Here is a 16,686-nt window from a genome sequence, read left to right as displayed (position 1 = left end):
ACGCTGTACCCCGCGCGCTGGGCCGATATAATGCGGCCCTTTGCCGTCGCTTCGTCTGTTGACGTTTCGCACAGGCCTTTGGCCGCAGCCTCCGTGGAAGAACCTAATGAAAAGCGCAGAAATCCGTGAAGCCTTCCTTCGCTTCTTCGAAGAGCAAGGCCACACTCGTGTAGCCTCCAGCTCTTTGATTCCGGGCAACGACCCAACCCTGCTGTTCACTAACGCGGGGATGAACCAGTTCAAGGACTGTTTCCTGGGCCAGGAAAAACGTGCGTACACCCGTGCGACCAGCAGCCAGAAATGCGTGCGTGCCGGTGGCAAGAACAGTGACCTGGAAAACGTCGGTTATACCGCTCGTCACCACACCTTCTTCGAAATGCTGGGTAACTTCAGCTTCGGTGACTATTTCAAGCACGACGCAATCACCTACGCCTGGACCTTCCTGACCGGCGTCCTGAAGCTGCCCAAGGAAAAACTCTGGGTAACGGTCTACGCCTCGGATGACGAAGCCTATGACATCTGGACCCAGCAGATCGGTGTGCCGGTCGAGCGCATGATCCGCATCGGCGACAACAAAGGCGCGCCGTACGCCTCCGACAACTTCTGGACCATGGGCGATACCGGCCCGTGCGGTCCTTGCACCGAGATTTTCTACGATCACGGCGCCGACATCTGGGGCGGCCCACCGGGCTCGCCGGAAGAAGACGGCGACCGTTACATCGAGATCTGGAACAACGTGTTCATGCAGTTCAACCGCACCGCCGATGGCGTGTTGCATCCGCTGCCAGCACCGTCGGTCGACACCGGCATGGGCCTGGAGCGGATCAGTGCGGTGATGCAGCACGTTCATTCCAACTATGAAATCGACCTGTTCAAGAACCTGCTGAGCGCATCCGCCAAGGCCATTGGCTGCACCAATGACGATCAGTCTTCGCTGAAGGTTGTGTCCGATCACATCCGTTCGTGCGGTTTCCTGATTGCCGACGGCGTGCTGCCGTCCAACGAAGGTCGTGGCTACGTGCTGCGCCGGATCATTCGTCGTGCGTGCCGTCACGGTAACAAGCTGGGCGCGACCGGCAGCTTCTTCTACAAGATCGTCGCGGCGCTGGTTGCCGAGATGGGCGAAGCCTTCCCGGAACTGCAGAAGCAACAAGCCAACATCGAGCGCGTGCTCAAGGCCGAAGAAGAGCAGTTCTCCAAGACCCTGGAGCACGGCCTGAAGATTCTCGAGCAGGATCTGCTGGAACTCAAAGGCACCGTGGTGCCGGGCGACGTGGTGTTCAAACTCTACGACACCTACGGTTTCCCGATGGACCTGACCGCGGACATCGCCCGCGAGCGCAACCTGACCGTCGACGAAGCCGGCTTCGAACGCGAAATGGAAGCCCAGCGCGTCCGTGCCCGTTCCGCCAGTTCGTTCGGTCTGGACTACAACACGCTGGTCAAGGTTGACGTGGCGACCGAATTCACCGGCTACAAGGCCACCAGTGGTTCGGCGAAAATTGTCGCTATCTATAAAGAAGGCAAGTCCGTCGACGTCTTGAGTGAAGGCGAAGAGGGCGTGATCGTTCTCGATCAGACCCCGTTCTACGCTGAATCCGGCGGTCAGGTTGGCGACTGCGGTTACCTGCAATCGAACATCGGCCGTTTCGACGTGCGCGACACCACCAAGACCGGTGGCGCGTTCCTGCACCACGGTGTGCAGGCATTGGGCAGCCTGACTGTCGGTTCGCCGGTCGAGACCCACGTCGAAGCCGACGTGCGCCACGCGACATCGCTGAACCACTCGGCCACTCACTTGCTGCACGCGGCATTGCGTCAGGTGCTGGGCGATCACGTTCAGCAGAAAGGTTCGTTGGTCGACAGTCAGCGCCTGCGCTTTGACTTCAGCCACTTCGAAGCCATCAAGCCTGAGCAACTGAAGGCGCTGGAAGACATCGTCAACGCCGAGATTCGCAAGAACACGGCTGTTGAAACCGAAGAAACCGATATCGAAACCGCCAAGCAAAAAGGCGCCATGGCGCTGTTTGGCGAGAAGTATGGCGACAACGTGCGCGTACTGAGCATGGGCGGCGATTTCTCCGTCGAACTGTGCGGCGGGATCCACGCCAACCGTACCGGCGACATCGGCCTGCTGAAAATCATCAGCGAAGGCGGTGTGGCTTCCGGTGTGCGTCGTATCGAAGCGGTCACCGGCGCTGCGGCACTGGCATACTTGAACGCTGCCGAAGAACAACTCAAGGAAGCGGCCAACCTGGTCAAGGGCAGCCGCGACAACCTGATCGACAAGCTGTCGGCTGTGCTGGAGCGCAACCGTCTGCTGGAGAAGCAACTCGAGCAGTTGCAGGCCAAGGCTGCCAGCGCGGCGGGCGACGATCTGTCGGCTTCCGCCCTGGACGTCAAAGGCGTGAAAGTGCTGGCCGTGCGTCTGGACGGTCAGGATGGCAAGGCGCTGCTGGCGCTGGTCGATCAACTGAAAAACAAACTCGGCCGCGCAGTGATCCTGCTCGGCAGTGTCCATGAGGAAAAGGTCGTTCTGGTTGCAGGCGTAACCAAAGACCTGACTGGCCAACTCAAAGCCGGTGATTTGATGAAGCAAGCCGCTGCGGCAGTGGGCGGGAAGGGCGGTGGTCGTCCAGACATGGCGCAGGGCGGTGGTACTGACGCTGGCTCACTGGATGCGGCATTGGCCCTGACTGTTCCATTTGTAGAGCAGGGTTTATAAGGCAGTGTGTCCGGCCCACAGTCTAGTGGTGGGCCGGAACGCTGTTTGAGTGATTATTTGGGCGCCCTTCATGGGCAGAGGCGGCTTTGAAATGGCTTTGATCGTACAGAAATTTGGAGGCACCTCGGTCGGCACTGTCGAGAGAATCGAGCAGGTCGCCGACAAGGTTAAGAAATTCCGCGATGCCGGCGATGACCTGGTGGTTGTGCTGTCTGCAATGAGCGGCGAAACCAACCGTCTGATCGATCTGGCCAAGCAAATCAGTGGCGACGGCCAACCGGTTCCGCGTGAGCTGGATGTGATCGTCTCCACCGGTGAGCAGGTGACGATTGCCCTGTTGGCCATGGCGCTGATCAAGCGCGGCGTGCCAGCGGTGTCCTACACCGGCAACCAGGTACGGATTCTGACGGATAGCGCGCACAATAAAGCGCGTATCTTGCAGATTGATGACCAGAAGATTCGCGGTGATCTGAAGGCAGGTCGTGTGGTGGTTGTCGCCGGTTTCCAGGGTGTCGACGAGCACGGCAACATCACCACCCTCGGTCGTGGCGGTTCCGACACCACCGGCGTGGCGCTGGCGGCAGCCTTGAAGGCTGACGAATGCCAGATCTACACCGACGTCGACGGCGTCTACACCACCGACCCGCGTGTGGTGTCCGTGGCCCAGCGCCTGGACAAGATTACCTTCGAAGAGATGCTGGAAATGGCCAGCCTCGGTTCCAAGGTGTTGCAGATCCGTGCGGTGGAATTCGCCGGCAAGTACAACGTTCCGCTGCGCGTACTGCACAGCTTCAAGGAGGGTCCGGGCACCCTCATTACTATTGATGAAGAGGAAACCATGGAACAGCCGATCATTTCCGGCATCGCTTTCAACCGCGATGAAGCCAAGCTGACCATCCGTGGCGTGCCAGACACCCCGGGCGTTGCATTCAAGATTCTCGGCCCGATCAGCGCCGCGAACATCGAAGTCGACATGATCGTGCAGAACGTTGCGCACGATAACACCACCGACTTCACCTTCACCGTACACCGCAACGACTTCCAGGCCGCGCAAACCGTGCTGGAAAACACCGCTCGCGAGATCGGTGCCCGTGAGGTCGTTGGCGACATCAAGATCGCCAAGGTCTCGATCGTCGGCGTCGGCATGCGCTCCCACGCAGGTGTGGCCAGCCGCATGTTCGAATCCCTGGCGAAAGAGAGCATCAACATCCAGATGATCTCGACTTCGGAAATCAAGGTTTCCGTGGTGATCGAAGAGAAGTACCTGGAACTGGCTGTGCGCGCCCTGCACACGGCTTTCGAACTGGACGCGCCGGCCCGAACGGGCGAGTGATGCGTTTGCCGAAGGGCGCGGTCTGACCGCGCCCTTTTGTTTTTTTGAATGGTGCGGCTCGAAGCTGTTCTTTTGCCCGCGCTAGTCAATACTCAGGCATGTAGGGCTACGATCTTTCAGGTTGTAGGTCGAGTGCCTTTTTTTTGCAGACTGTTGTCCCTGAAATGAAATGCGTGAGGAGAAAGGTATGCTGATTCTGACTCGTCGGTGCGCAGAAAGCCTGATTATTGGTGATGGAGAAATCACCGTGACCGTGCTCGGCGTTAAAGGAAATCAAGTGCGTATCGGTGTCAACGCCCCGAAAGAGGTTGCGGTCCACCGTGAGGAAATTTACCTGCGTATAAAGAAAGAGAAGGACGAAGAACCAAGCCATTAATTTTTATCGTTTTTTATGTTTGCAAACGGGGAAGAAGCTGGTTAATATACGCCCCGTGTTGCGGAGAGCTGGCCGAGTGGCCGAAGGCGCTCCCCTGCTAAGGGAGTACACCTCAAAAGGGTGTCGGGGGTTCGAATCCCCCGTTCTCCGCCATTATTTGCGTAGTACGTTGTAATCTGGCTTCTTCGGTAAGTTGTTGAAATTACTAGAAAAAAGCGCTTTACAAAAAGATTCGACGGCCTATAATGCGCGGCAACAAATGCACTCGTAGCTCAGCTGGATAGAGTACTCGGCTACGAACCGAGCGGTCACAGGTTCGAATCCTGTCGAGTGCACCATTTAAGAGTTGTTTGCAGTGATGTGAGCTACTCTGTTTCAACCAGTTGTGATCTGGTCTAAAAACACAAATTGCACTCGTAGCTCAGCTGGATAGAGTACTCGGCTACGAACCGAGCGGTCACAGGTTCGAATCCTGTCGAGTGCACCAAACAACAAAAAGCCCGCGTTTAACGCGGGCTTTTTGCCGTCTGGGATTTGGCTTTTCCTCTGGTACAACCTCTCTCATCGAATTCGACGTGTGCGCTGCGACCTCGCTTGGTGTCGTATCGGTAGCTCGTCGCCGAATTCCGAATACTGATCTTGTCTGGCTTGCCGAGGGCGCTTTCGACGTCTTGCCGGGTCATGCCGGCAACAATCCGTTGATTGATGATTGCTTCCCTGCGTTCCCGGGCATCGATCTGGTTTCCACAGTTGTCCTCTGTCTGGCCGACGACTGTCGGCTCCCTCCTTTTGATATTCATACGTGATGTTTCACGAAAGTCCGCTTCCGGCATAAGCGACACCGTGCTGCCGGGGGTAAACGTACGCACTTCCTGGAACGAAAGGCTTTCTCCGGCCGTACAACTCAGCGTGGTGAAGGTGATGCGGCCGTTTGCTGCCTCGCAGCGGTGAACGGTTGAGGCAAGTACCACGGGCGGCAGGCAGAGCAGGGCGATCAGCAGAAAATAACAGGCATTCAATGGCATCAAACGTCCTCCATGACGGTCTGACTCAAGGGTAGCCGCTACATTTTTCAGCGCTGGTGTGTTTTCTTTTCAGAATGAGTCGTCGCATTTTCACGGATCAGGACGGCGCTCAGGTTTGTCTCGCAAGCGCTTGTTTCAGCCGCGATTTTTTAACATTTAAAACCGTTGGGCGGTGTATCATTGCGCCCGTCAGCCCCGCCGGGGCTTGTGGAATACCTCCATGGACTTACCCAGTAGTAATTCAGTAAACCGCTTTTCCAATCATGAATTGACTGATTGATCCTTCCGGCGTGCCCCGCTGCTGGGAGTGGAGTTCGCCTATGTCCGAAGTTGAAGTAAAGAAAACGCAAGAAAGCCTGCAGGACCGCCTCGCTCAAGTGATTGAGCTGTTGCAGCGTCAGCGGGTGGTCGAAGACCTGACTCATCGCCAGGAAGGTCCGCATCACGACCGGGTTGAAAACCTGGTTCACCGGCAAAACCTCGTCGAGCTGCAACGCAAGCTCGATGACCTGCACTCCGCCGACGTTGCCTACATCCTTGAAGCCTTGCCGCTGGACGATCGTCTGACGCTCTGGCAATTGGTCAAGGCTGACCGCGACGGCGACATCCTGCTCGAAGTGTCCGACTCGGTACGTGAAACCCTGATCGCCGACATGGACGATCACGAGCTCCTGGCGGCGGCCAAGGACATGGATGCCGACGAACTGGCTGACCTGGCCTCCGAGCTGCCGCGAGACGTCGTCCACGAGCTGATGGAAACCCTCGACGGTCAACAGCGTGAGCGCGTCCGCTCCGCGTTGTCCTATGACGAGGAGCAGGTCGGTGCGCTGATGGACTTCGAGATGGTGACGATCCGTGAGGACGTCAGTCTTGAAGTGGTGTTGCGCTACCTGCGTCGGCTCAAGGAGCTGCCGGGTCACACCGACAAACTGTTTGTGGTCGATTACGACGGCGTGCTCAAGGGCGTGCTGCCGATCAAGCGTTTGCTGGTCAACGACCCGGAAAAGCAGGTTTCGGAAGTGATGGCCAGCGACCCGGTGAGTTTTCACCCGGACGAAGACGCCTACGATGCTGCACAAGCGTTCGAACGTTACGACTTGATCTCGGCCCCGGTGGTCGACAAGAACGGCAAGCTGATCGGCCGTCTGACCATCGATGAAATGGTCGACCTGATTCGTGAAGAGAGCGAAAACGAAGTTCTCAACATGGCGGGTCTGCGTGAAGAGGAAGATATTTTCGCGTCAGTCTGGAAATCCCTGCGCAACCGCTGGGCTTGGCTGGCAATCAACCTGATCACCGCCTTTATTGCCTCTCGCGTGATCGGATTGTTCGAAGGTTCGATCGAGAAACTGGTGGCGCTCGCGGCATTGATGCCGATCGTGGCGGGCATCGGTGGCAACTCGGGTAACCAGACCATCACCATGATCGTTCGCGCCATGGCGCTGGACCAGGTGAGTACCGGCAATACCTCGCGTCTGATGCGCAAGGAGCTGGCCGTCGGTTTGATCAACGGTTTGGTGTGGGGTGGGGTGATTGGTGCGGTGGCCTACCTGCTTTACGGCAGTTGGTCCCTTGGTGTGGTGATGACCGCTGCCATGACGCTCAACCTGTTGCTCGCGGCGTTGATGGGTGTGTTGATCCCCATGACCCTGGCGAAGATGGGGCGCGACCCGGCGATGGGCGCCAGCGTGATGATTACGGCCATGACCGACAGCGGTGGTTTCTTCATCTTCCTCGGGCTGGCGACCATCTTCCTGCTCTGATCCCCAGGCAGAACAAAACCCGCCATCCGGCGTAGAACTGTAGGAGCGAGCCTGCTCGCGATGGACTCAAGAACGACGCGTTTATCCAGTATTAACGCATCATCGTTTACGTCCATCGCGAGCAGGCTCGCTCCTACAGGTTTCCGGGTGGCGGGTTTTTTTGTGGCTGAATTTCAGGCAAAAAAAAAGCCAGCGATTAAGCTGGCTTGAGCGTTCGGATGAATCAGGAGGCGTCTGCGGCCATTTCGGCGTCGTGGGCAATCAGCGAAACGAGTGCGTTCTGCTGGCGGTGGGAGAGTTGGCGGAAGCGCTGCAGCAGTTCGCGTTCGTGCAGTGACAGCTCCGGGCTGTCCAGTCGCATGCTCAACTCTTCACCCAGTGCGCCTTCCTGAATGAGACTCTGCTCAAGGCGCGCAATGATTTCGGAGTTCATGCTGCGATGATGATTGCGAGCCACCTCGGCAATGCGTTCACGCATTCCGTCTGGCAGACGTACGACGAACTTGTCAGCCGTACGGCTGGAATAAATTGCCTGTTTCAATGGGCGCATATATTTAACCGGTTAGTTCAGGGGAGCGGTTCTCGGGATTGGCCGCGCGATGTCTGATAGGACAAGGACTCTGGCCAAATGTTCAACCTGAATTGATAGAGGCTCGCATCATGCCTCAAAGAAGCCAGATCATTGGCGTCAATTCTGTGACAAATATTGAACTGGATAAAGGCGTTATGCCAGCACCAATTATCAGAAATGCGGACTGGTTTGAAAAGACTACCCATGTCCGTATCGCTGGCCGCGTCCTATTGCACGACAGGAGATGTCCTGGGACACCTGAAGGTGCATGCTGTGCGGATTTCGATCACGATTCCTTACTTCGTACAGAATAGTGGCAATTGGCCGATTTACTAGTGGCAACCACGACATGGGGGGCTAATTCAGGATGGATGGCAGACTGATTTACCTGATGGGGCCTTCCGGATCCGGCAAGGACAGTCTCATCGAGGCCGCTCGTGCGCCTTTGCAGGCAATCAACTGCGAAGTGGTGCGTCGGGTCATTACGCGTTCAGCCGAATCCTTGGGCGAAGATGCCATCGGTGTTTCCCGTGAAGAGTTCGCGCGCCGCAAAGAAGAGGGCGACTTCGCGCTGTGCTGGCATGCCAATGGCCTGGATTACGGTATTCCCGTCGTGATCGATCAATGGCTCAAGGAGGGCAGGGATGTCCTGATCAACGGTTCCCGCGGGCACTTGGCTCAGGCGCTACGCCGCTATCCAGCGTTGGTGCCGATTCTGTTGACGGTCAAGGAGGACGTGCTGCGAGAGCGCTTGTTGCGGCGCGGGCGTGAAAGTCTGGCGGAGATTGAGGCGAGATTGCGCAGAAATGAACTGTTCACGGCGGACGCCTCAGTCGGTGAGACGCTAATCCACCGACTCGACAATTCAGGCGAACTTTCGGACACAGTGGCCGGTCTGTTGAAGCTGATACACGTCAGCGCAACACCGGATCAAACTTGATCTTGCGGCCAGCGACCAGCGCCAGCACGAACAACGCACTGAAAATGCCGCAGGCAATCAACGGCAGAGTGATGACTGCGTCTTCTACCAGTGATAAATGAAGAATGCCGCTGAGCAGGGCGAGGACGAAAAATCCTGCGGCTGATTTGGACATGCTGTGCTCCTGATGGGTTGTTCAAAATACCAGGCGTTCTGAAGACTGCGCTGGCAACAGGACATTTTCCTGACTCACTTCTTGACCGACAAAACCCTGCTGATTACCCAACACCGCCAATTGAGGTGCCTTCTGTACCTGGAGGTAATGAGGCATTCGTTGGGCAACCGGCTCGGCACCGCTCTGCGGGGCAAAATGAAAACCCAAAAAAATCGCCAGAGCGATCGCGTTCGAGAGTAAAAGGGCGCGGTTCATGAGGGCTGACCTCCGTTGTTCTTTGAGAACAGCTGAAGCAGCCGACGTGCCAAGAGTCTAACGGCTATTAAATCCTTTAAAAACAAAGAATTAAGATAATCGTGCAAGGTGGCCTCATTGCAATTTGCAATGATGACTTTTTGCGGTGATGCAATTTGCACGGTCAACAAATCCCGTGCTGTAGAGGGGCGTCTGCCTACACTTAAAAAGCCTACGGACGACATGACAAAATCAGACCCGCCCGTTAACATGCACGCCGTCCATCGCATCGCATTTCTCGCGGGCGACTTGTGTCTCAGTAGCTCAATTGGATAGAGCATCCCCCTCCTAAGGGGAAGGTTGGCAGTTCGAACCTGCCCTGGGACACCATATTTTTTAAGGCTCTCAGCGTATTTCAGAGTTTTCAGCTCGTGTGGTCTCTAATTTTGGTGACTACTTTGGTTACTACTTCTCGCTTGGCTAAATAGTGAACAATGGCCAGCGATCAGACACCCAAGCCTGTCCCTCAGGCGCATCGGTTGTAATCACATAGAGCCGCTGCTGCTCACCCTCGCCGATCACCATACTCTCCATTGCTTGGCCATCGGCTATGTCGAATCAGTGACTCACCTTTTCCTCGTCTTTCTCCATAAAGCGCGCAACTGGAATGAAGGCGCGAGTCGGCCCGTACTTTTCCCACTTCCCTTATTGAGTCGAGCTTAGTCTCGCCCAACCGAAAGCAGGCCTCTTGCCGGCCTGTCCCCGTCGTCTTCCCCAAGGCATCCAAACCACCTCATCAGCAGCACCGCCGAGAACGGGAAGGAGAGCGTGCGGAATCGGAAAAATAGATCTGCACATGCTCACCTGTCCGTGTGTACCTGTTTGAAATCTCCACGTCGCCTTACATCGCTGACCCCCTTGGGATTCGAAATAATCCTACTATACTGTTTATATGTACAGTATTCTGGAGCGTCCCGATGAACACCGCATTTTTGACCCCCGGTTGCCGCATAGAGCGCTTCCGCCTGTCACCCGAAAAATTGAAGATAACCGGCTTCCAGAGCCCTGCTGGTGATCACGAGCAGGGGCCTTTGAGCATCGATGATTTCGTTGGCCCTGATGCCTCCCTCATATTTGGCTCTGGATCGCCGACAGTGACGCTTTGGCGAGCCTCGGTATCTACCAGCACGATGTCTTGGTCGTGAACCGCGTCGGCAAAGCTGACCCCGGTCGCTCCGCTATAGGTCATACCAAAACCTGGGCAAAACTCGCCAATTTCGCTTCAAGGAAGTGGCAGAAGACAGGTGGTGTGGTTTACCTGACCAACCCAGCTCGATGTGACAAGCAGCTCAAGATCGCTCCTGTCGAAGAGGTGTGGGGTGGGGATACATTTGATCTCTTTGCTATGCCTGCTCGGTGTAGCGCTGAGAGGCTGATGGAGGTCATCGACGCCCTGAATGTACGGTTTGGACGAGGGGCTGTGCGGATCGGCACTACCAGCGAAGGAGGGAGGCAATGGGAGGTGAGGAGGGGGCAACTTTCTTCGGTATCTACAGGCAGCTGGGGTACTTTTTCCTTGCGCTGAATTAGCCAGGACGGAGCCGTTATTTGACGACATCGCTAGCATCGACTGGTACTATGCTGCGGTTTTTTGTAAGTGTTTTTGAGAGGATGTCCGATGCGATCGGTAGAGCTTTTTGCGGGAGCCGGCGGACTGGCGATGGGATGCGAGATAGCTGGTTTCGAACATCTTGCTGTCGTTGAGTGGGACAAATGGGCATGCGATACAGTTCGGGAGAACCGTAAGCGCGGCTATCCGCTCGTTGCCAATTGGACACTGCACGAGGGAGACGTGCGCACCTTCGACTGGGCATCGATTCCAGAAGGAATAGAGCTTCTTGCTGGTGGTCCTCCTTGTCAGCCATTTTCTATTGGCGGTAAGCATCAAGCTTATGATGATAGCCGGGACATGTTCCCGGCTACGGTAGATATCATCCGCAGGCTAAAGCCTAAAGCCTTCATCGTCGAGAACGTGAAGGGCCTGACTCGTGCTGCATTTGCAAATTACTACCAATACATTCTCCTGCAACTTGAGTTTCCAGAGCTTCCACACCGCAAGGATGAGCTTTGGGATGATCACTTCAAGCGTCTCCAAGCTGAACATACGAGCGGGAAGAAAAAAGGCAAAGGGCTTACATATAACGTCGTCCCGACCCTTGTGAACGCGGCTGACTATGGCGTTCCTCAGAAGCGTGAGCGGGTTTTCATCGTCGGCTTTCGCGACGATTTGGGTATCGAGTGGTCGTTTCCTAAACCAACTCACAGCCATGAGGCGCTACTGCGCTCGCAGTGGATTACGGGTCGCTACTGGGAGCGACATGGCATGAAGATGCCCCCGGTTCCAGAGAAGCTGGCTGCTCGCATCAAGAAGATGAAAAACAGTATCCTGCCAATGGATACTCAGCCTTGGCGTACTGTGCGGGATGCGATTTGTGATCTACCAGATCCGCAAACAAAGGCAGCATTGAAAATATCGAATCACGGGTTCCAAGGCGGTGCTCGTTCATATCCTGGTCACACAGGAAGCCCGCTTGATTTGCCAGCCAAAACGCTGAAAGCAGGAGATCACGGTGTTCCCGGTGGCGAGAACATGCTCGTCAAAGAAAACGGAGATGTTCGGTACTTTACAATTCGTGAGAGCGCTCGGATTCAGACATTCCCAGACGGCTTTAAATTTCACGGCAGTTGGACGGAAACTATGCGACAACTGGGTAATGCCGTGCCTGTGTTGCTGGCTCAGCAAGTGGCATCCAGTGTTGCGGAGAAGCTACTGCTTGCAGAGCTTGATAAAGTTCAAAAAGCCAGCAGCAACAAAAAAGGGAAGAACGTTGCATGACCGTAGTTCCATTTAACCCTCTGGATAAGAAAAATCTCGGCGCGAGTGTTGCGGAAGCACTGCTTACAAAAGAGGTGCATCCGCTGGGGAGTCTGCCCAAATTTGTAGGTGCTGGCGTCTACGCCATCTATTACACCGGTGACCTGCCGATCTATGAAAATATGGCGAAGATGAACAGGAACGGATTGTTCTTGTGGCCTATTTACGTCGGAAAAGCTGTTCCAAAAGGATCTAGGCGTGGGATTGAGACAGAAAAGGAAATGGAACCGGCGCTGCTGAAAAGGTTGCGTGAGCACGCTGGCAGCATCAAGAATACACAGCTCAAAATCGAAGATTTTTACTGCCGCTTCTTAGTTGTTGACGATATTTGGATTCCTCTGGGGGAATCCTTAATAATTACTCGCTTCACCCCCGTTTGGAACACTCTGATTGATGGGTTTGGTAACCATACGCCCGGCAGCGGGCGGGAGAAAGGGATGCGACCAAAGTGGGATACGCTTCATCCGGGTCGAAAATGGGCTGAAAAGCTGCCGCCTCACAAAGATACGGCTGAAGAAATCGGTAGAGAAGCTGAAGTTTATCTGAGGAATGTCCCTCCAGTGCTTTCGACGCAATTTATCGAAGCCGAAGGTGATTGATCGAAACCTCCTTAACTGGGAGCTTTTTTTCAGTTGGAGGGAGCCTCAGCTATCCTCGTTTTCGCCTAACACCGCTACGACGTAAGCGTTTGGGGAAGTCATCTTCCGAACTCCAGCATTAAGGGCGATGGTGTCCACGTTTTAAGCGGACGCGATAGCCCTTAACGTCAGAAACGAAGCTCTTACCCTAAACCGTTCAAAGCCCAGGTCGTTCAGGAATGCCTGCAACCCGGTGCGAGCATCTCAAGCGTTGCCATCAGCCATGGCATCAACGCCAACGTCATTCGCAAGTGGCTGCCACTTTACCGGGATCAGTCAGCAGCGGCGCCGCCGGCCTTTGTTCCTTTGAGGGCTGCGCTTAAACGGCCGGCTGAGGCGTTGGCGATCATTGAGCTGTCCCTTGGTGAGCAATCGGTCACGGTGAAGTGGCCAACTTGCGATCCTGAAGGATGCGCGTTTGCCCATTGATCCGCATCGACGCCATCTGGCTCGCCACTGAACCGATGTACATGCGCGTCGGTACCGAGACCGCGCTGGCTCGGGTGATTGCAGTGTTCGGTGCGGCGAAGCCGCACTGTGCTTATCTCTTCGCCAATCGCCGCGTCAACCGGATGAATGTCCTGGTGCATGACGGCGTAGGCATCTGGTTTGTATCCGTCCGGCCAACTCATCTACCCATCCCCGCAAGGCCAAGACATGGTGTGCACTTAAATTTAAGTGCACACCAGTTATAGCCTTTTAAGCGGGTATTTCATGCAAGCAAGAATTGAAAACCGCTACTACCATCTCCTCTGCCGCTGTATGAATGATTACGCCGCTGGCGACCACTCATCAGGATCCCCCTTGACGGAGCGCAGTGGCGCTACAATCCCATTAACGACTAACGTTAAGCGTTAATAATGATCATAAATTTTCGCTGCGGTGACACAGAGAGCCTCTTCACGACGGGATCCTCCAGAAGGTGGACGGCTATCTTGACTGTGGCGCAACGGAAACTGAACATGCTCAATGCCGCGACTACCATCCAGGATCTGGGGTCACCGCCGGGAAATCGGCTGGAAGCACTACAAGGGAACCGACAAGGTCAACACAGCATCCGAATCAATGATCAGTATCGAATTTGCTTCATCTGGGGGGCTTATGGGCCAGAAAGCGTTGAAATTGTAGACTACCACTGAGGTGAAATTGTGTTCACTAACGGCATGCGCCCTGTCCATCCGGGCGAAGTTCTCAGGGAAGAATATCTCCATCCCATGGACCTTTCCCCTACCGCACTCGCGAGGTTGCTGAATGTCTCTGCGCCTACGGTGCATGAAATCGTCCATGAGCGTCGCAATATCAGCGCTGACGTAGCTCTACGCCTAGCAGCATGCTTTGATACCAGTCCGCAATTCTGGGCAAACCTCCAATCAGCTTACGACTTGCGTAAGGCGGAGATTGAACACGGTGCAGACATCGCTCAACAAGTCCAGCGTGCTCCAGAATACGCATGACTTTTTACGCCTTAAGAGTTTCGTTGGGGGTAACCGTCCGGCCAGCACCCTCTCCTGACAGCCCTCCAAATTGGCCAAGATAGTGGACACCATTTTTTAGTGGACACTATCTTGGATACAGTTGCCCCAGCCCGTCGAGCCGGTCGCCGCCCCAACTTTCCGCTGGACTTTAAACGCCAAGTCGTCGAAGCCACCTTCCAGCCTGGCACCTCCGTGTCATTGATCGCTCGCGAACATGACGTCAATGCCAACCTGGTCTTTCGCTGGCGGCATCAATATCAGGAAGGGTTACTCGGCCCCGTCAACCAGGGTGCAACGCTTTTGCCAGTCCAGGTGATCGAGGCGCCAATGGATCTGCCGCAAGTCGTCCAGCCACAGGCAGAGTGTTGTTCCGAGATCGCAGTTGAGGCAGGAAAAGCCAAGCTGCGCATCACGGGCACGCCAGATCCGCAGACGCTGCAACTCGTCTTGCAGCAGTTATTGCGATGATTGCCCCACCCGCTGGAACCCGTATCTGGATCGCCGCCGGCGTCACCGACATGCGCCGTGGCTTCGACGGATTGGCGGCACTGGTGCAGACTCAACTGGAAGCCGACCCTTTTTCGGGGCAGATCTTTGTCTTTCGCGGACGGCGTGGTGACCGGATCAAACTGTTGTGGTGGGATGGCGACGGTTTGTGCCTTTTTTGCAAGCGGCTGGAACAAGGGCGCTTTGTCTGGCCGCAAGCAACCAGCGGCAGCGTGTCGCTGACGACCGCGCAGTTGTCGATGCTGTTGGAGGGCATTGATTGGCGCAGGCCAATTCGTACAGCACCCGTCCTCGCGGTCTGACTTGCCGCGCTGAAAAAATCCCCAGTAATATTCGGTCATGACACTCCTGACCGACTCCCTGCCGAACGATCTTCAAGCCTTGAAGGCTCTGGTCGCTGCCCAGCGCGCAGAGATCGAGCGCTTGAAGATGATGATCGCCAAACTGCGTCGCACGCAGTTCGGTCGTAGCTCCGAGCAACTGGAGGCGATGATCGACCAGCTCCAGTTGAGTCTTGAGGAACTGGAAGTCAGCCAGACTGAACTGATACCGCCAACTGAACCGCCACCTCGCACCGTCTCTCGGCGCAAGCCGTTACCTGAACACCTGCCACGCGAAGTCCATGTGTATCAGCCCGAGTCGCAGTGCCCCGGTTGCGGTGAGGCGCTTCGCCATTTGGGTGAGGATGTGTCCGAAGTGCTGGAGTACGTTCCGGCACGCTTCAAAGTCATTCGCCATGTCCGTCCGAAGTGGGTTTGCCGTTGCTGCGAGCACATCGCCCAGGTGTCGGCGCCGAGTCGGCCGATAGCCCGAGGCCTTGCAGGCCCGGGGTTGTTGGCCCATGTGCTGGTCTCGAAGTTTGTCGACCATTTGCCGTTGTATCGGCAGTCCGAGATCTACGCCCGTGAGGGCGTGGAGCTGGAACGCTCAACCCTGGCCGACTGGGTCGGCCAGAGCAGTCAGTTGCTGCGACCACTGATCAACGCCCTTGAGCACCACGTCATGAGCGGTCACAAAGTCCATGCCGACGACACGCCGATTGGCGTGCTCGCGCCAGGCAACGGCAAGACCAAAACGGCTCGTCTGTGGACTTACGTGCGGGACGACCGACCTGCCGGTGACGCGACACCGGCGGCGGTATGGTTTGCCTACTCGCCGGATCGCAAGGGGCAGCATCCCCGCGCTCATCTCAAGAGCTTCAGCGGGATCTTGCAGGCTGACGGCTATGCCGGTTTTGCTCAGCTGTATGCCACAGGCACTATTGAGGAAGCCGCGTGCTGGGCTCACGCCCGCCGCAAGTTTTACGATGTCTACAAAGACCTGGCTTCACCACTTGCCGCCGAGGCGCTGCAACGGATTGCGGCACTGTATGCCATCGAAAGCGAGATTCGAGGGCAACCGCCCAACCTGCGAAAAGCGGTTCGGCAAAGCCGAGCAAGTCCGCTACTGGAACAACTACACGCGTGGCTTAACCAGACGCTGACTCAATTGTCGAAAAAATCGGCATTGGCCGGTGCGATCTTCTATGCCCTCAACCGGTGGCAGGCGCTGACGCGCTACTGCGATGACGGCCGGATCGAAATCGACAACAACGCCGCCGAACGCGCGTTGCGCGCCGTCGCTTTGGGTCGCAAAAATTACCTGTTTGCCGGTTCCGATGCCGGCGGAGAACGAGCGGCTGCGATTTACAGCCTGGTGGGTTCGGCCAAACTCAACGACCTGAACCCGCAAGCCTATTTGACACACGTGCTGGAGCGCATCGCCGAGCACCCGATCAATCGGGTCGACGAACTGCTGCCCTGGAACGTTTCTCTCACCCCCACGGAACTCTGCGAGGCCGCCTGATCCATGGTCAAAACTGTTCGCTTGCCAAAACCCGAGCCTGATTTGTTGCTACTGCACATTGAATTGAAGTGGATCGAACCTGCCATCTGGCGCCGTGTGGCGGTGCCCGAGAACATCACCTTGGGCAAATTGCACACGGTGATCCAGTTCGCGATGGGCTGGGAG

Annotated in this window: 21 protein-coding genes and 4 tRNA genes; 21 read left to right on the top strand and 4 right to left on the bottom strand. The window is 56.1% G+C overall.

What is annotated here, in order from left to right:
* Positions 1–106: 106 nt before the first annotated feature.
* The 6 genes from alaS (at position 107) to KGB24_RS07655 (ending at position 4,921) form a co-directional block, all read left to right on the top strand.
* Positions 107–2,725, top strand: a complete 2,619-nt coding sequence (gene alaS, locus KGB24_RS07680; protein ID WP_223416380.1) for an alanine--tRNA ligase — start codon at positions 107–109, stop codon at positions 2,723–2,725.
* Between the two features lie 91 nt (positions 2,726–2,816).
* The gene (locus KGB24_RS07675) at positions 2,817–4,058 is read left to right on the top strand and encodes an aspartate kinase (protein ID WP_008033100.1); all 1,242 of its coding nucleotides are present in this window, start codon (positions 2,817–2,819) and stop codon (positions 4,056–4,058) included.
* Positions 4,059–4,245: 187 nt separating this feature from the next.
* Positions 4,246–4,434 carry a carbon storage regulator CsrA gene (gene csrA / locus KGB24_RS07670; protein WP_002554426.1) on the top strand — a complete coding sequence of 63 codons (189 nt, stop codon included), beginning with the start codon at positions 4,246–4,248 and terminating at the stop codon, positions 4,432–4,434.
* 62 nt (positions 4,435–4,496) lie between these two features.
* A tRNA-Ser gene (locus KGB24_RS07665) sits at positions 4,497–4,587 on the top strand.
* A gap of 108 nt (positions 4,588–4,695) precedes the next feature.
* Positions 4,696–4,772, top strand: a tRNA-Arg gene (locus tag KGB24_RS07660).
* Between the two features lie 72 nt (positions 4,773–4,844).
* A tRNA-Arg gene (locus tag KGB24_RS07655) sits at positions 4,845–4,921 on the top strand.
* Positions 4,922–4,940: 19 nt separating this feature from the next.
* Here KGB24_RS07655 and KGB24_RS07650 read toward each other — a convergent pair.
* On the bottom strand, positions 4,941–5,459 hold the full coding sequence (locus KGB24_RS07650) for an outer membrane protein assembly factor BamE (RefSeq protein WP_223416379.1): 519 nt from the start codon (positions 5,457–5,459) through the stop codon (positions 4,941–4,943).
* Between the two features lie 320 nt (positions 5,460–5,779).
* Between KGB24_RS07650 and mgtE the strand changes: the two genes are divergently transcribed.
* A complete protein-coding gene (gene mgtE, locus KGB24_RS07645) occupies positions 5,780–7,222 on the top strand; it encodes a magnesium transporter (protein WP_008033095.1) in 1,443 nt (480 codons plus the stop codon).
* A 223-nt stretch (positions 7,223–7,445) separates the two neighbouring features.
* Here the strand turns inward: mgtE and KGB24_RS07640 are convergent, their stop codons facing one another.
* Positions 7,446–7,772 carry an Arc family DNA-binding protein gene (locus KGB24_RS07640; RefSeq protein ID WP_003178899.1) on the bottom strand — a complete coding sequence of 109 codons (327 nt, stop codon included), beginning with the start codon at positions 7,770–7,772 and terminating at the stop codon, positions 7,446–7,448.
* 388 nt (positions 7,773–8,160) lie between these two features.
* On the opposite strand from KGB24_RS07640, the gene phnN reads away from it, so the two are divergent.
* Complete coding sequence (gene phnN, locus KGB24_RS07635; protein WP_223416378.1) at positions 8,161–8,733, top strand: phosphonate metabolism protein/1,5-bisphosphokinase (PRPP-forming) PhnN; 573 nt, start codon at positions 8,161–8,163, stop codon at positions 8,731–8,733.
* Here the strand turns inward: phnN and KGB24_RS07630 are convergent.
* Positions 8,708–8,887, bottom strand: coding sequence for a PA3371 family protein (locus KGB24_RS07630; protein WP_223416377.1), 180 nt, complete (start codon positions 8,885–8,887; stop codon positions 8,708–8,710). The genes phnN and KGB24_RS07630 overlap by 26 nt on opposite strands.
* Before the next feature lie 21 nt (positions 8,888–8,908).
* On the bottom strand, positions 8,909–9,142 hold the full coding sequence (locus KGB24_RS07625; RefSeq protein ID WP_008038450.1) for a hypothetical protein: 234 nt from the start codon (positions 9,140–9,142) through the stop codon (positions 8,909–8,911).
* 292 nt (positions 9,143–9,434) lie between these two features.
* Here KGB24_RS07625 and KGB24_RS07620 point away from each other — a divergent pair.
* The 13 genes from KGB24_RS07620 to KGB24_RS07560 all read left to right on the top strand — a co-directional run.
* Positions 9,435–9,511: transfer RNA gene (locus tag KGB24_RS07620), tRNA-Arg, on the top strand.
* 587 nt (positions 9,512–10,098) lie between these two features.
* Positions 10,099–10,326: a hypothetical protein gene (locus KGB24_RS07615; protein ID WP_223416376.1), complete on the top strand. Its 228-nt coding sequence runs from the start codon at positions 10,099–10,101 to the stop codon at positions 10,324–10,326.
* 200 nt (positions 10,327–10,526) lie between these two features.
* Entirely contained in the window at positions 10,527–10,706 is a 180-nt protein-coding gene (locus KGB24_RS29380) for a DUF4113 domain-containing protein (protein ID WP_223416384.1), read from the top strand.
* Between the two features lie 93 nt (positions 10,707–10,799).
* Entirely contained in the window at positions 10,800–12,017 is a 1,218-nt protein-coding gene (locus KGB24_RS07605) for a DNA cytosine methyltransferase (RefSeq protein WP_223416375.1), read from the top strand.
* Complete coding sequence (locus KGB24_RS07600; RefSeq protein ID WP_223416374.1) at positions 12,014–12,655, top strand: Eco29kI family restriction endonuclease; 642 nt, start codon at positions 12,014–12,016, stop codon at positions 12,653–12,655. The genes KGB24_RS07605 and KGB24_RS07600 overlap by 4 nt, the downstream gene beginning before the upstream one ends.
* Before the next feature lie 222 nt (positions 12,656–12,877).
* Positions 12,878–13,123, top strand: a complete 246-nt coding sequence (locus KGB24_RS29375) for a transposase (protein ID WP_223416383.1) — start codon at positions 12,878–12,880, stop codon at positions 13,121–13,123.
* On the top strand, positions 13,105–13,389 hold the full coding sequence (gene tnpB / locus KGB24_RS07590) for an IS66 family insertion sequence element accessory protein TnpB (RefSeq protein ID WP_223416373.1): 285 nt from the start codon (positions 13,105–13,107) through the stop codon (positions 13,387–13,389). The genes KGB24_RS29375 and tnpB (KGB24_RS07590) overlap by 19 nt, the downstream gene beginning before the upstream one ends.
* Before the next feature lie 165 nt (positions 13,390–13,554).
* A complete protein-coding gene (locus tag KGB24_RS07585) occupies positions 13,555–13,833 on the top strand; it encodes a type II toxin-antitoxin system RelE/ParE family toxin (protein ID WP_223416372.1) in 279 nt (92 codons plus the stop codon).
* A 24-nt stretch (positions 13,834–13,857) separates the two neighbouring features.
* Positions 13,858–14,148, top strand: coding sequence for a HigA family addiction module antitoxin (locus KGB24_RS07580; RefSeq protein WP_263287631.1), 291 nt, complete (start codon positions 13,858–13,860; stop codon positions 14,146–14,148).
* A 111-nt stretch (positions 14,149–14,259) separates the two neighbouring features.
* The gene (tnpA, locus tag KGB24_RS07575; protein ID WP_223416370.1) at positions 14,260–14,637 is read left to right on the top strand and encodes an IS66-like element accessory protein TnpA; all 378 of its coding nucleotides are present in this window, start codon (positions 14,260–14,262) and stop codon (positions 14,635–14,637) included.
* Entirely contained in the window at positions 14,634–14,978 is a 345-nt protein-coding gene (gene tnpB, locus KGB24_RS07570; RefSeq protein ID WP_223416369.1) for an IS66 family insertion sequence element accessory protein TnpB, read from the top strand. Before tnpA ends, tnpB (KGB24_RS07570) begins: the two co-directional genes overlap by 4 nt.
* Before the next feature lie 37 nt (positions 14,979–15,015).
* Positions 15,016–16,521, top strand: a complete 1,506-nt coding sequence (gene tnpC, locus KGB24_RS07565) for an IS66 family transposase (protein WP_223416368.1) — start codon at positions 15,016–15,018, stop codon at positions 16,519–16,521.
* Positions 16,522–16,524: 3 nt separating this feature from the next.
* Positions 16,525–16,686: plasmid pRiA4b ORF-3 family protein (locus KGB24_RS07560; protein WP_223474757.1), on the top strand; the 162-nt coding region annotated here is incomplete at its 3' end.

This window comes from Pseudomonas sp. BF-RE-25, from assembly GCF_019956105.1.
GTDB lineage: Bacteria > Pseudomonadota > Gammaproteobacteria > Pseudomonadales > Pseudomonadaceae > Aquipseudomonas > Aquipseudomonas migulae.
Note: the sequence above shows the minus strand (reverse complement) of the source record. Positions and strands in the feature narration are given on the sequence as shown.

Coding starts and splice junctions, on each gene's coding strand:
- tnpB (WP_223416369.1), top strand. CDS start 14,634: ATGATTGCCCCACCCGCTGGAACCCGTATCTGGATCGCCGCCGGCGTC.
- KGB24_RS29380 (WP_223416384.1), top strand. CDS start 10,527: ATGCCTGCTCGGTGTAGCGCTGAGAGGCTGATGGAGGTCATCGACGCC.
- csrA (WP_002554426.1), top strand. CDS start 4,246: ATGCTGATTCTGACTCGTCGGTGCGCAGAAAGCCTGATTATTGGTGAT.
- KGB24_RS07580 (WP_263287631.1), top strand. CDS start 13,858: ATGCGCCCTGTCCATCCGGGCGAAGTTCTCAGGGAAGAATATCTCCAT.
- KGB24_RS07615 (WP_223416376.1), top strand. CDS start 10,099: ATGAACACCGCATTTTTGACCCCCGGTTGCCGCATAGAGCGCTTCCGC.
- tnpB (WP_223416373.1), top strand. CDS start 13,105: ATGCGCGTTTGCCCATTGATCCGCATCGACGCCATCTGGCTCGCCACT.
- KGB24_RS07640 (WP_003178899.1), bottom strand. CDS start 7,772: ATGCGCCCATTGAAACAGGCAATTTATTCCAGCCGTACGGCTGACAAG.
- KGB24_RS07675 (WP_008033100.1), top strand. CDS start 2,817: ATGGCTTTGATCGTACAGAAATTTGGAGGCACCTCGGTCGGCACTGTC.
- alaS (WP_223416380.1), top strand. CDS start 107: ATGAAAAGCGCAGAAATCCGTGAAGCCTTCCTTCGCTTCTTCGAAGAG.
- KGB24_RS07650 (WP_223416379.1), bottom strand. CDS start 5,459: ATGCCATTGAATGCCTGTTATTTTCTGCTGATCGCCCTGCTCTGCCTG.
- KGB24_RS07605 (WP_223416375.1), top strand. CDS start 10,800: ATGCGATCGGTAGAGCTTTTTGCGGGAGCCGGCGGACTGGCGATGGGA.
- KGB24_RS07625 (WP_008038450.1), bottom strand. CDS start 9,142: ATGAACCGCGCCCTTTTACTCTCGAACGCGATCGCTCTGGCGATTTTT.
- phnN (WP_223416378.1), top strand. CDS start 8,161: ATGGATGGCAGACTGATTTACCTGATGGGGCCTTCCGGATCCGGCAAG.
- KGB24_RS07600 (WP_223416374.1), top strand. CDS start 12,014: ATGACCGTAGTTCCATTTAACCCTCTGGATAAGAAAAATCTCGGCGCG.
- KGB24_RS07585 (WP_223416372.1), top strand. CDS start 13,555: ATGATCATAAATTTTCGCTGCGGTGACACAGAGAGCCTCTTCACGACG.
- tnpC (WP_223416368.1), top strand. CDS start 15,016: ATGACACTCCTGACCGACTCCCTGCCGAACGATCTTCAAGCCTTGAAG.
- mgtE (WP_008033095.1), top strand. CDS start 5,780: ATGTCCGAAGTTGAAGTAAAGAAAACGCAAGAAAGCCTGCAGGACCGC.
- KGB24_RS07630 (WP_223416377.1), bottom strand. CDS start 8,887: ATGTCCAAATCAGCCGCAGGATTTTTCGTCCTCGCCCTGCTCAGCGGC.